The following is a 12,769-nucleotide window of genomic DNA, read 5'->3' as shown; positions in this document are numbered from 1 at the left end:
CCCATGCCTCGGATGGCACTCAGCAGCATCTTGACACCGAGTGACACGAGCGGCAGCGTATGTCATATGACGCAGAAGCAGCACTGGACCACCGAGCAGATCCCCGACCTCACCGACCGGGTCTTCGTCGTCACCGGAGCCAACAGCGGCCTCGGCCTTGCGACCACCCGGGCGCTCGTTCGCCGGGGCGGGCACGTGATCCTGGCCGTACGGGATGTGGCGAAGGGCCACCGGGCGGCCGCCGACATCACCGCCGGACAGCCGGGCGCGCATTGCGAGGTGCGCCGGCTCGACCTGGCCGACCTGGACTCGGTGCGGGCCTTCGCCCAGGGGATACGGGCCGACCACGCGCGGCTGGACGTCCTCGTCAACAACGCCGGGGTGATGGCGCCGCCCCGCACGCTCAGCGCCCAGGGCCACGAGCTCCAGTTCGCCGGCAACCACCTCGGCCACTTCGCCCTCACCGGCCTGCTGCTCGACCTGCTGGCGGCCGGGCGCGATCCCCGGGTGGTGACGGTGAGTTCGGTCAACCACCGCAAGGGGCGGCTGAGGTTCGACGACCTCGCGGGGGAGCGCGGTTACTCGCCCATGGCGTTCTACGACCAGTCGAAGCTCGCCAACGCGGTCTTCGGGCACGAGCTCCACCGGCGGCTGACCGAGGCCGGCAGCCCGGTGCGCAGCGTGCTCGCCCACCCCGGGTACACAGCCACCAACCTCCAGACGAGCGCGCCCGTCGGCCTGGTGAAGCTGCTCTTCGGCCGCCTCCTCACGCCGCTCGCCCAGCGCCCGGACCAGGGCGCGCTGCCCCAGTTGTACGCGGCGACCGCGCCGGACGTGCGGGGCGGCGAGTTCCTCGGGCCGGACGGCATGGGCGAGCTGCGCGGCGGACCCACCCGGGTGGAGCTTTCCGCCGAGGCGGTCTCGGCCGCGACCGGGCGCCGCCTGTGGGAGGTGTCGGAGCAACTCACCGATGTGTGCTACGAGTTCGCCCCGGCCGCCCGCCGCGACTGAGTCGCGTGGCTCAGGCGGCCCTCGCCTGGCGGCGGTAGCCGCCGGGAGCCTGGCCGTACTCGCGCTTGAAGGCCTTGGCGAAGGCGAACTCCGAGCCGTAGCCGGTGCGGGCCGCGACCGTGGTCAGCGGGGCGTCGGACTCGCGCAGCAGCCGCGCGGCCGTCGTCATCCGCCAGCGCGTCAGATACGCCATCGGCGGCTCGCCCACCAGCGCGGTGAACCGCCGGGCGAACGCGGCCCGCGACAGCCCGGCCCGCTCGGCCAGCGACTCCACCGTCCACTGCGCCGACGGGTCCTCGTGGATCGCCGCCAGGGCGGGCGCCACCGCCGAGTCGCCCAGGGCCGCCGCCCAGCCACGGGCGGCGGCCCCGGGCTGCTCCTCCAGCCAGGCCCGCAGGATGTAGAGCAGCAGCGAGTCGATCAGAGCGGGCACGATGCCGTGCGAGCCGATCCGCGGGTTCTCCAGCTCGGAGCCGAGCAGCTGGACGGCGGCGCTCAGCTCGGGGTGGCGCCCGTGCCGCGTCTCCAGATGGACGACCTCGGGCAGCTGGCGCACCAAGGGGTGCGCGCGGCCCTGGTCGAGGTGGTAGTTGCCGCAGAGCAGGCTCGTCTCGGGGCCGTCGCCGCCGACCGAGACCGACCCGATCGGCGAACTCCCCCCGCACGGCTCGGCCCTGGCCTCCTGCGCCACCGTGGACGGGTGGTCGGCGAGGATGTGGCCCCGCCCGTCGCGCAGGAAGACCACGTCGCCCGGGTTCAGCGGAATGGGCTCGAGATGCGCCGGCGCGTCCTCCAACGGGACCAGCCAGCACGTCCCGTACAGCACCACATGGAATCCCGCGCCCGCCACCGGCGGCAGCCGCAGGCCCCAGGGGGCGCGGCCGTTGGTCCGTACGGACGCCGGGTGCCCGGTGCGCATCGAGGCCAGCGCCTCGGTCAGGATGTCCATACGGCCCCGCCCCTCTCCCTCACGGCCCTCTCCGGTCAGACCGTCAGGACAATCTTGCCCTGTACCCGTCCCGAGCCGACCAGCTCGTGCGCCTTGGCGACCTCCGCCAGCGGGAAGGTCTCCTCGACGTACGGACGGATCCGGCCCGCGTCCACCAGCTCGGCGATCGCCTCCAGCGCCGCCGCGTCCGGTACGACCGAGACGCCCGCGAAGCGCCGCCCGGCCGCCTCGATTCGCGCGGCCACCTCCGGGTCGTGGTGCTCCAGGATGCTGATCAGCACACCGCCGGGGCGTACGGCACCGACGGAGAGGTCGGACTGGGCCGTGGAGTCGAGGAGGACGTCGACGTCCTTGACGGCCTCGGTGAAGTCGGTGGTGCGGTAGTCGATGACCTCGTCGGCGCCGAGGCCGCGGACGAAGTCGTGGCGGGCCGCGCTCGCGAGGGCCGTCACATGGGCGCCGCGCGCCTTGGCGATCTGCACCGCGAAGTGCCCGACACCGCCCGCCGCACGCTGGATCAGCACCCGGTCGCCCGCCTTGACGTCCGCCTCGCGCACCAGGCCCTGCCAGGCGGTGAGGGCCGCGAGCGGGAGGGCGGCGGCGTGTACGTGGTCGAGCGAGGCGGGCTTGCGGGCCATGTGGTCGGCGGGGACGGCGACGTACTCGGCGTATCCGCCCGCCGCGCGGGGGAACAGTGGCATCCCGTACACCTCGTCGCCCACCGCGAACCCGGCGCCGGGGCCGACCTCCTCGACTACGCCGGAGACGTCCCAGCCCACCCCGAACGGCGGCTCGCCGAGCAGCGGGAAGGCACCGGCCCTGACGGCCACGTCCACCGGGTTGATGGCCATGGCGTGGACCTTGACGAGGATCTCCCCGGCCCGCGGGGTGGGCCGCTCGGTCTCGACGACCTCCAGGACCTCGGGGCCGCCGACGGACTTCTGGATGACTGCGCGCACGGTAACGCTCCCTGAGTGGTGTTCTCTTGCTTGATGTCCTTCACTCTAGGAAGATCGAACGAGCCGGAGAATAGTCTTCCGTCTCACTTATATGTCCCAGCGTCTCGCCGACGGATGCTCTCGGTGTGGCTGCCGGTCACCGTAGCCGTGGCGGCGCGCCCGGCTGCCACCGCTGCTGGTAGCGGCTCGCCGAGGCGCCCGCCGTGAACGCGGCCGAGGCGGCGGACGAAGTGCCCACCCGCCAGTCGATCTCCTTGACCGCCTGGTACCAGACGACGCCGATGATGTCGCGGTGGCGCGGCAGCGCCCGGAACATCCCGGTGATCCACTCGGCCTTGCGCCCGGCCGCGTCGGTGGCACCCACCTCGGTGATGACCAGTGGCTCGCGTGTGAAGCGGCGCAGCTCGCGCAGGGACGGGGTGAACAGGGCGTCGAAGGACTGGTAGTTCTCCTTGCCCACGGTGCCGTAGTAGCCGGACAGACCCACCCAGTCCACGTAGGCGTCGCCGGGGTAGAGCCGCTTGAGCGGGGTGGAGTTGGCGTAGCTGATGTTGGGGCTCCACACCCACACCGCGTTGTGCGCGCCCGCCGCGTCGAAGATCTGGTGGACGTGGCGCCACGCCTGGACGTACTCCCCGCGGTTGTTGCCGTTGGACTGCTCGCACCACGGGTACCAGTAGCCGTTCATCTCATGGGCGAACCGGATGGCCACCGGGTAGCCGAGCTTCGCGATGCCCCGCGCCCAGGAGCGTACGTACGCGTCGAAGTCCCCGTCGACGATCCGCGACAGCCGGTAGTCGGGCTGTTCGCCGCGCAGCCTCGGCTCCTTCGCCTCCTCGCGGTGGTCCCACGGCTCCCAGGCGACCATGGGCAGCATGCCGCGCTTGGCCACCTCGTCGACCGCCGCCGCGTCGAAGCGGTCGTGGGCCCAGTCCGCCGAGAACTCGAAGACCTGTGGCCGGTGCCCGGTCTGGCGGGTGAAGTCGGCGGCCTCCGTGAAGTCATGGGTGCCCTGGGAGGTGAAGACACCCAGGAACGCCTTTCCGGCGGCGGGGAAGGGGGTGGCGGGAGGCGCGGAGCTCTCGGCGCCGGGCAGCCGGGTGGTCGGCGGCAGTACGGCGTCGGCGCGGGCGGCCGCCGCCCGGCGGCCCCGGTCGGCGAGGTCCGGGGCCACCTGGAAGGTGTACCAGCACAGCACGACGGCGCAGAGCAGGGCGAGTACCCGGGGCGCGGTGATCCTCACTGTTCGGCCCTCGCCGTGCGCAGCCGCGTGGAGAGCCCCTCGGCCAGGGCGAGCAGCGGCGGCGCCGAACCGGCCGCCAGGCACAGCAGCGTCCAGACCCGCATGCCCGTGTAGTCGTGGTGGTGCAGGAAGGAGGCGGCCAGGAGGCCGCCGGCCAGCAGCGCCCACAGCAGATGCAGCCGGAAGGTGCGCGGCGACTCGGCGCTGCGCAGCTCGCCCTTGGCGGTGACGACGTACGCGAGCGGGCGGCGCAGCAGCGCGTTCACCGCGGCGGCGATGTACACGGGCCCGGCGAACAGCGTGAGCAGGATCCCCGCCGTGCCGATCTCCCGCCGCTCGTGCTCGGCCAGGTGGAACCGGCGCAGCCACAGCCACAGCCCGAACGACCCGGCCATGCCGGCCGACCACAGCAGGAACCAGGGCAGGCCCGGCAGTTGGATGGAGGAGACCCCGAGCAGCATGTACAGGGCGGTGGCGAGGGTGCCGAGCGCCAGGTTCACCGCGATGCTCGGGTAGTAGAACTGCACCAGGTCGTACAGCAGCCGCTGGCGGGGCCGCAGCCGGATGCCGTGGCGCAGCCCGTGGTTGAGCTTGATCTCCCAGATGCCGTACGCCCAGCGCTTCTGCTGGTTGAAGTAGTCGGTCCAGGTCGTGGGGCCCTCGCCGACGGCCACCACGTCCGGGGTGTAGACGCCCTTCCAGCCGTTGCCCGTGGCGGGGTTGACCGTGCCGTGCACCCGCATGCTCGTCAGATGGTCCTCGATGATCGAGTCCTGGTAGCCGCCGATCTGCCGCCAGGCGCCCACCCGGTAGAGATGGTTGGTGCCGATGAGCAGCGGGGCGTCCAGGCCGTTGCCGCCGCGCTCGACGATGCTGCTGAACAGGTACTGCTGTACGGAGGCGCCGTGCGCCACCCAGTTGTCGTACGCGTTGCCGTACACCTGGGGGGCGACCACGAACGCGGTGTCGGGGTCGTGGAAGTAGCCCAGGGTGCGCTCCAGGAAGCACGGCAGCGGCACATGGTCGGGGTCCATCTGGGCGACCACGTCGTAGCGGCCCTCGTGCTCGGCGCGCCAGGCGTTGTGGTTGCCGGACTTGGTACGGGCGCGGAAGGGGCCCGACGGCTGGTTGTACTCGGGGCGGCCCTTGCGGCTGAAGTGGTGGACGCCCAGGCGCGCGGCCATCTGACGGACCGTCGGGTCGTCGCCCTCGTCGAGGATCCACACGTCCACCGCGCACCCCCAGCGCTCCACCTCCAGCATGGCCCGCAGGGTGCGCTGTACGACGGCGAGGGGCTCCTTGGCGGGCACGATCGTCGTCAGCATGGCGACCCGCAGCCGCGCGGGCGGGGTCATGGGGATGGGGTCGCGCGCCCGGAAGGCGAACACCCAGATCGCCACCGCCTGGACGACCTTGATCGCCTCCACCGCGATGACCAGGCAGAACCCGATCCGGGCCAGACACAGCCCCCAGCCGCCCAGACCCGTCACGCCGGGGCCCGGCACATGCTCGGGCAGCAGCAGCCAGGCGATGAAGACGACGTCGGCCAGCGCGGTCGCGGTGACCAGCGCCGTGAGCGAGATCCGGTCACCCGTGCGCAGCACGGAGAGGTACCCCACCTTGCGGCGCGGGTTGGCCAGCGGACCGCAGCCCCGGGCCGCGCGCCGGTAGGCCGTGACGGCCGCGGCGTTGCGGCGCTTCCTCTTCTCGGCGCGCAGGTCCAGCCGGGATGGATTTCTGGACATGTCCCCCCCTCGCTGACCGACAGACATCACTCTGGCGTGAAATGGCCGCTACGTGCGGTGAGTAGGACAGCCGCCGTCCGCTGTCCGGTTCCCGCCTCTCGGTCGTGGTCGGGTGTTCGGGCGCGCGTCAGAGGCGTACGGCGTACAGCGCGCTGTCGTCGCAGCCGAAGTACACCGTGTCCTGGGCGACGGCCGGGGCGTGCACCGGAGCCGGGGCGAGATGGCTCCAGAGCTCGTGGCCCGTCGCGGAGTCCAGCGCGTAGAGCCTGCTGTCGTCGCTTCCCACGTACACCACCGCGCCCGCCACCGCGGGGGTGTGCACATCGCCCGCGGCCATGAACGTCCAGACCGTCTTCCCGGTGGCCGCCTCCAGGGCGTGCAGTTGCTTGCCGCCTCCCGCGTACACGAGACCCCGCGCGATCGCGGGCCCGGCGCCGACCGACGCGCCCTCGAAGCGCCAGACCTGCCGACCGCTGCCCGCGTCCACCGCGTACAGGCTCCCGTCGGTGCTGGCGAAGTGGACCAGGCCGTTCGCCACGGCCGGGATGCCGGAGACGGCGCCGCGCGTGGTGAAGGACCACCGTCTGGCGCCGGTGGCCGCCTCCACCGCGTACAGACGTGTGTCGCTGCTGCCCACGTACACCGACTCACCGGACACGGCGGGGGAGTGGGTGTCGTTTCCGGCGGTGAACGCCCAGCGGCGCTCGCCGGAGGCCGCGTCCACCGCGTACAGCCGGTGGTCGGCGCTGCCGACGTAGACGACACCCCCGGTGACCACCGGGGTGTGGACGATGCCCTGCGTCGTGTACCGCCAGCGGACCGCGCCCGAGCGGGCGTCGAAGGAGTAGAGGACGCGGTCGTCGCTCCCGAGATAGACAGCGCCGCCCAGCACGGCGGGCGCGGAGCCGATGGCCGCGCCGGTCGTGTACGCCCAACGACGGCTCCCGTCCGCCGCGCCGAGCGCGTACAGCGTGCCGTCGTTGCTCGCCGCGTAGACCAGGTCACCGGCGATCCGGGGGTACGACAGGACCGTGCCGGTGGTCGCGAAGCGCCAGCGCGTCGAGCCCGCGCCGGACGGGCCACCGCCCCGCGAGAGCGCCCAGCCGGCCGCCGCCGCGCCGCCCGCGACCAGGGCGCCGACCGCCGAGTACAGCACGCGCCGACGGCCCACCGCCCGGGTGGGCGGCTGCTCGGGCGACGGCGGTACGGGGACGGGCGGCCCGAACGTCGAGGTCGGCGCGTCCGGAAGAGCGGGTTCCGTCTCCTCGCCCTGCCAGGGCTCGGGCAGCCAGCCCGGCGCGAGCAGCTCGCCCGGCGGCCGCCCGCCGGTCAGGGCGTGCAGCAGGGCCGGCAGCTCCGGGCGGTCGGCGGCCCCCTTCGCCAGACACCACGCGATCAGGTCGCGCAGCCCCGTGGGCACCGCCTGGAGATCGGGCTGCTCGTTCACCACCCGGTACAGCAGCGCCGGCACCGAGGCCTCCCCGAACGGGCTGCTGCCCGTCGCCGCGTAGGCGAGGACCGAACCGAGCGAGAAGACGTCGGACGGCGGCTCGACCCGCAGGCCCTGGATCTGCTCGGGCGACATATAGCCCGGGGAGCCGATCGTGGTGCCGGTCAGGGTGAGCCCGGTGTGCTCGCAGAGCCGCGAGATCCCGAAGTCGATGACGCGCGGCCCGTCCTGGGCGAGCAGCACATTGGCGGGCTTGAGGTCCCGGTGGACCAGGGACGCGCCGTGGATCGCGGTGAGCGCCTCCACCAGCGCCGCGCCCAGCGCCCTGACCGACCGCTCGGGGAACGGGCCGCTCTTCTGCACCGCCCGCTGGAGGGAGGGGCCCGCGATGTACGCCGTGGCCAGCCACGGCCGGGGCCCCTCCGGGTCGGCGTCGACCACCCCGGCCGTGTAGAAGCCGCTCACCGCGCGGGAGGCGATCACCTCACGGGCGAACCGCTGCCGGAAGGCCGGGTCCTGGACGTACTCCGGCCGGATGACCTTGATCGCGACCTTGCGGCCGCTGGGGGAGTACCCGAGGTAGACCCGGCCCATGCCACCGCTGCCCAGCCGTGCGACCAGGCGGTACGGCCCCACGGCGGCCGGGTCGTCAGGCTCCAACGCCTCCAAGGCGCCCCCCGGGTCGCATCCAGGACGTCACCACGTCGCTCGCCGGAAAGCGTAGCGCCGGTCAGGCCGCGCCGCTCACCCCCGGCATCACGAACCGCCGGTGCAGCGGCAGAAGTTGGGTGTCCGGCTGCCCCACGATGCCGATCTTCTCGACGGCGGGCGCGAGCCGTTCGGCGAAGAACCGCTCGAAGTCCTCCTGGGACTCCCAGACATCGGTGACGTGCAGGGCGCCCGAGTCGAACCACGCCACGTGCAGACAGCCGCCGTCGGGCGCCTGCTCCTCCCAGCCCACGGCGTCACGCACCGCGTCGTACTGCTCGGGGGTGACCCCGGCCCAGCTCAGCGACAGGACAACCGCCATCACTTACCCCTTCTCCCGGTCTCGCCCGCCTCTTGGGCCGGGCGGGGCAATTCTCGCCGTGGGGGTCGGGTTCTGGACACCTTGTCCGAGGGCGTGCGGCAGCGTGCGGGAGCACACGGGGGAGCCGCACGCCCCCGGGGCCGCCCGTCCGGCCATCACCCGGACGGGTGGCTGCCTTGGCGCCACCCGGACCGGCGGCCACCCGTCCAGCGGCTGTCGGCGCGCCAAGGGCTCGGCCGGGCGCGAGCCTGGGTGGTGCCGACCGACAACCTCTCCAGGAGAACGCCGTGCCCCGTCCCCGACGTCTGTTCCACGGTGTGCTCGCCGCCGCCGTCCTGACCCCGGCGCTGCCCGCCGTGACGGCCGCGGCCGAGGGTCCCACGCCCGGGGCGGCGCGGCTCAGCCAGGTGGAGTGGGCCGAGGGGTCCTTCCGTTCGCTGTGCGGTCCCCGCCGGGGCGCGGCCCCGGACCGCCGCGCCCTCCGGTTCTTCGACGACGCGCCGGTGGAGGCGGTCGCCTCGCGCATCACCCGGGACCGGCAGGGCACGGTGCTGTGGACCGGACACCTGGCGGACCGCCCCGACCGGCCCGTCACCCTCGCCGTGGACGGGGCGTGCGGACAGGGCGTGCCGCGCGTGGCCGGCGAGGTGCATCTGGGCAGCAGGCGGTATGTGATCGACGCCGACCGGCCGGGCGCCTCCACCGTGCGCGAGCTGCCCTTCGCCGGAGCGGGGCACCCGCACGACGACGCCGTCCGGGTCGGGGCGCCGCGCGGGCCCCTCTCCGTACACCTCGCCCAGCCGGCGCCGCGTCCGACGCCCCACCCGGCATCCGAACCGAAGCCGCGGCCGCGCGCCGCCGTCACCGCGCCCGTCATCGACCTGCTCATCGGCTACACCCCGCAGACCGTCCGCAACACCCAGGGCGGGGTGGCGGCGCTCGACCTGAAGGTGAAGGCCGCGGTCGCCGGGACCAACGCCGCCTACGCCGACAGCACCGTCACCGCCCGGCTCAACCTCCTCGGCACCTTCACGACCAAGGAGTGGGCCGGTGACGACGGCGACCCCTTCGGCATGACCAGCGCGCTGTCGGACCCCGAGAGCCCGCGCTACTCCGGCGCGTTCGCCACCGACGCGCGCCGCCGCCGCGACGAGCAGGGCGCGGACCTGCTGCACGTGCTCACCCAGTTCACCCCCCAGCCCGGCACCGTCTACACCGCCGGAGCCGGCAACACCCCGGCGCTGCCCCGGATCGTCCCCGGCGCCAGCGCCTCGTACCGCAGCGACGGCGAGGCGTTCGGGGCCCAGCAGGTCGACACGCTCGGCACCTATCACCTGGCGCACGAGATCGGCCACAACTTCGGCCTCAACCACGACTATCTGACCGACCCGGTCGACCGCAGCGACCCCAACTACCGCAGCGGCAACCTCAACCCGTACTACCCCGACAACCACGGGTATCTGCCCGCCGACCGCACCTGGACGGACATCATGGGATACACCATGGCGTGCGCCGACGCGGCCCGGTGTGAGACGAAGCTGTGGTTCTCCAACCCCCGCCAGACGTACGGGAACGCGCCCCGGGGTGTGCCGCTGGGGCAGCCCGGCCCCGCCGACTGCGTACGCGTCATGAACCTCACCGGGCCCGTGCTCGCCAACTACCGTACGCCTGCTGGCGCTTCGGGTCCGGCGGCCCGGTACGCCCTCGCCGCCGCCCCCGACACCCCGGACCGCGGCACGGTCGCGGTCGCCCAGAGCGGACTCTTCGACAAGGGCGACCAGGTCACCGTGACCGCCGCGGCCAAAGCCGGTTTCAAGCTCGACTACTGGGCGGTGGACGGCAGGATCCAGCCCACCCGGGCGAACGAGCTGGCCGTCACCATGGACGGCGACCACCTCGTGACGGCGAGGTTCATCGGGGCGGCGGCCACCTTGGCCCGGCTCCCGGCGACGACCACCACCGTGCCCCCGGCCGCCACCCAGCCCGCCCGGCCGAGCGCCGCGGCCGTACCCATCGCCCCGGTGGCGAACGGCGCGCCGACCGCGTCCGCCGCCCTCACCCCCACCGACTGAACGGACCTCCCCATGCGCATCGGACACGCCATCGGCGCCGCCTCGGCCGCGGCCGCGCTCTCCTTCTCCTTCGCCGCCCAGCCCGCGGCGGCGGCCGACAGCCTGGAGGCGGGGGTGATCACCGGCTTCGACGCGGCCACGGGTCCCGGCCTGCCCCGGGCGGTGACCTACGACCAGGCCAAGATGCCGCTGGGCGCGAAGGTCACCTTCAAGGAGCGGTCCGCGAACGCCGGCGCCTCCCAGTTCGAGCTGAGCCTCGAGGGCGCCCTGCCCGGCCACACCTACGGTGTCCATGCGCACCGGCTGCCGTGCGGCGCCAACCCCGACGACTCGGGCGCCCACTACCAGAACGTGCCCGACCCCCGGCAGCCGTCCACCGACCCCGTGTACGCCAACCCCGCCAACGAGGTCTGGCTCGACCTGACCACCGACGCCACGGGCGCCGGGAAGTCCGCCACGCAGGTCGCCTGGCAGATCCGGCCGGACGAGGCGCGCTCGCTGGTCTTCCACGAGCAGGCCACCGCCACCGACGCGGGGCGCGCGGGCACGGCGGGCGCGCGGGTCGCGTGTGTCAGCGTGCGCTTCGCGCCCGTTTTCGGCGCGGTGTCGTGGCCGCGCCCCTGGCCGCCGCTAGCCTCGCTGCATGACTGACACCTTTGAGCACAACCCCCGGGTGTGGACCGCGGCGCGTCTGCGCGAGGCCCTCCAGGGGCTGCCGGACGACACCCCCATCCACGTCGGTGTCGCGGACGGGCCGGGCGACTTCGCCGGGTACTCCGAGTACGCGCTGGTCAACCTGGAGCCGGTGGAGAAGGACGACGCCGGGCCCGTCGCGCCCGGCGCTCCGCACGCCGACGTGGAGTACACCCTCTTCGCGGACTTCAAGGCCGGCCAGTACCACTACGACCTGGACTGACCGGGGCCGCCGGACCCGCGCTACTCGAAGCGGGAGGTGTCGCCCGCCCCGCGGCGGACGATCTCGACCTCGCCGCCGGAGAAGTCGATGACGGTGGTCGGCTCGGTGCCGCAGTCGCCCGAGTCGATCACGGCGTCCACCACGTGGTCGAGGCGCTCCTTGATCTCCCACCCCTGGGTCATCGGCTCGGCCTCGTCGGGCAGCAGCAGGGTGCTGGAGAGCAGCGGCTCACCCAGGTCGGCGAGCAGGGCCTGGGCCACGGTGTGGTCCGGGATGCGCACCCCGACGGTCTTCTTCTTGGGGTGCAGCAGCTGGCGCGGCACCTCCCTGGTGGCGGGCAGGATGAAGGTGTAACTGCCGGGGGTCGCCGACTTGATGGTGCGGAAGACGTCGTTGTCGATCTGGACGAACTGGCCGAGCTGCGCGAAGTTCTCGCACACCAGGGTGAAGTGGTGACGGTCGTCGAGCTGTCGGATCGCCCGGATCCGGTCGATGCCGTCACGGTTGCCGAGCTGGCATCCCAGGGCGTAGCAGGAGTCCGTCGGATACGCCACGAGCGCTCCGGAGCGGATGCTGTCGGTCACGCTGCTGATGGTGCGCCGCTGCGGGTTGTCGGGGTGCACGTCGAAGTACTTCGCCATCCGCCGAGTCTACGGGCCGGGCCGCGAGCGGGCCGGGGGCGGCCGTTCACTCGTCGGAGTGGTGCAATGATCACGGTGTGACCAGCACTCTCATGGACAACGCGGATCCCGTCGGCAGGCGCGTCCTCTTCGACGTCGACGGCACGCTGATCGACGCCGTCGAGAACCAGCGCCGGGTGTGGCGCGCGTGGGCGCGGCGGTACGGACTGGACGGCGACGAGGTGTACCGGGTGGCGCTGCGGACCCGTCCGCTGGAGACGTTCGCGCAGGTGGCCCCGGAGCGCGACCCGCACGAGTGTCTGGCCGCGCTGCACGAGCTGGAGGACGAGGACGTCCGCTCCGGGGTGTACGACGCGTTCGCCGGGGCGGCGGAGCTGCTGTCCGCGCTCCCGGCCGGGTCCTGGGGGCTGGTGACGTCCAACTACGAGCACCGGGTGCGCGGACGGTTCGCCCGGACCGGGCTGCCGGTGCCCGAGGTCCTGGTGGACGCCGCCGCGGTGGCGCGGGGCAAGCCGTCACCGGTGCCCTATCTGCTCGCGGCCGAGCGGTTCGGCGCCCGGCCCGAGGACTGCCTGGTGGTCGAGGACGCGCCGTCGGGAGTGCTGTCCGGGCTGCGGGCCGGGATGACGGTGTGGGGCGTGAACGCCCCGGTGGCGGTGGAGGGTGTGCACCGTCACTTCACCAACCTGGCGGAGGCGGGACCGGCGATCCTCGCGTTCGTGGCCGAAGTGGGCGCGGCCCGCTGAACGGGCC

Annotated in this window: 12 protein-coding genes; 5 read left to right on the top strand and 7 right to left on the bottom strand. The window is 73.4% G+C overall.

Going from position 1 to position 12,769, the window contains the following annotated elements; translation table 11 throughout:
* The first annotated feature begins 66 nt into the window (after positions 1-66).
* A complete protein-coding gene (locus ABD236_RS13360; protein ID WP_344073782.1) occupies positions 67-1,011 on the top strand; it encodes an oxidoreductase in 945 nt (314 codons plus the stop codon).
* A gap of 10 nt (positions 1,012-1,021) precedes the next feature.
* Here the strand turns inward: ABD236_RS13360 and ABD236_RS13355 are convergent, their stop codons facing one another.
* From ABD236_RS13355 to ABD236_RS13330, 6 genes are all read right to left on the bottom strand, one after another.
* Positions 1,022-1,960, bottom strand: a complete 939-nt coding sequence (locus ABD236_RS13355) for an AraC family transcriptional regulator (protein ID WP_344073781.1) — start codon at positions 1,958-1,960, stop codon at positions 1,022-1,024.
* A 35-nt stretch (positions 1,961-1,995) separates the two neighbouring features.
* Positions 1,996-2,919 carry an NADP-dependent oxidoreductase gene (locus ABD236_RS13350; protein WP_344073780.1) on the bottom strand — a complete coding sequence of 308 codons (924 nt, stop codon included), beginning with the start codon at positions 2,917-2,919 and terminating at the stop codon, positions 1,996-1,998.
* A gap of 136 nt (positions 2,920-3,055) precedes the next feature.
* The gene (locus tag ABD236_RS13345) at positions 3,056-4,162 is read right to left on the bottom strand and encodes a glycoside hydrolase family 26 protein (protein ID WP_344073779.1); all 1,107 of its coding nucleotides are present in this window, start codon (positions 4,160-4,162) and stop codon (positions 3,056-3,058) included.
* Complete coding sequence (locus ABD236_RS13340) at positions 4,159-5,907, bottom strand: glycosyltransferase family 2 protein (protein ID WP_344073777.1); 1,749 nt, start codon at positions 5,905-5,907, stop codon at positions 4,159-4,161. The genes ABD236_RS13345 and ABD236_RS13340 overlap by 4 nt, the downstream gene beginning before the upstream one ends.
* Positions 5,908-6,034: 127 nt before the next feature.
* Positions 6,035-8,017, bottom strand: coding sequence for an outer membrane protein assembly factor BamB family protein (locus tag ABD236_RS13335; protein WP_344073776.1), 1,983 nt, complete (start codon positions 8,015-8,017; stop codon positions 6,035-6,037).
* Positions 8,018-8,087: 70 nt separating this feature from the next.
* Entirely contained in the window at positions 8,088-8,387 is a 300-nt protein-coding gene (locus tag ABD236_RS13330) for a hypothetical protein (protein WP_344073775.1), read from the bottom strand.
* A gap of 287 nt (positions 8,388-8,674) precedes the next feature.
* Between ABD236_RS13330 and ABD236_RS13325 the strand changes: the two genes are divergently transcribed.
* Genes ABD236_RS13325 through ABD236_RS13315 form a run of 3 tightly spaced genes read left to right on the top strand, consistent with a single transcriptional unit; the run spans position 8,675 to position 11,375 of the window.
* Positions 8,675-10,459, top strand: a complete 1,785-nt coding sequence (locus ABD236_RS13325; RefSeq protein ID WP_344073774.1) for a reprolysin-like metallopeptidase — start codon at positions 8,675-8,677, stop codon at positions 10,457-10,459.
* A 12-nt stretch (positions 10,460-10,471) separates the two neighbouring features.
* Entirely contained in the window at positions 10,472-11,110 is a 639-nt protein-coding gene (locus ABD236_RS13320) for a superoxide dismutase family protein (protein WP_344073772.1), read from the top strand.
* Entirely contained in the window at positions 11,103-11,375 is a 273-nt protein-coding gene (locus ABD236_RS13315) for a DUF6225 family protein (protein WP_344073771.1), read from the top strand. The genes ABD236_RS13320 and ABD236_RS13315 overlap by 8 nt, the downstream gene beginning before the upstream one ends.
* Before the next feature lie 20 nt (positions 11,376-11,395).
* Here the strand turns inward: ABD236_RS13315 and ABD236_RS13310 are convergent, their stop codons facing one another.
* Positions 11,396-12,016 (bottom strand): L-threonylcarbamoyladenylate synthase, encoded by a 621-nt coding sequence (locus ABD236_RS13310; protein ID WP_344073770.1) that lies wholly within the window; start codon positions 12,014-12,016, stop codon positions 11,396-11,398.
* A gap of 92 nt (positions 12,017-12,108) precedes the next feature.
* Between ABD236_RS13310 and ABD236_RS13305 the strand changes: the two genes are divergently transcribed.
* Complete coding sequence (locus tag ABD236_RS13305) at positions 12,109-12,762, top strand: HAD family hydrolase (RefSeq protein ID WP_344074225.1); 654 nt, start codon at positions 12,109-12,111, stop codon at positions 12,760-12,762.
* Positions 12,763-12,769 lie beyond the last annotated feature (7 nt).

It is taken from the genome of Streptomyces crystallinus, from assembly GCF_039521265.1.
Taxonomy (GTDB): Bacteria; Actinomycetota; Actinomycetes; order Streptomycetales; family Streptomycetaceae; genus Streptomyces; species Streptomyces crystallinus.
Note: the sequence above shows the minus strand (reverse complement) of the source record. Positions and strands in the feature narration are given on the sequence as shown.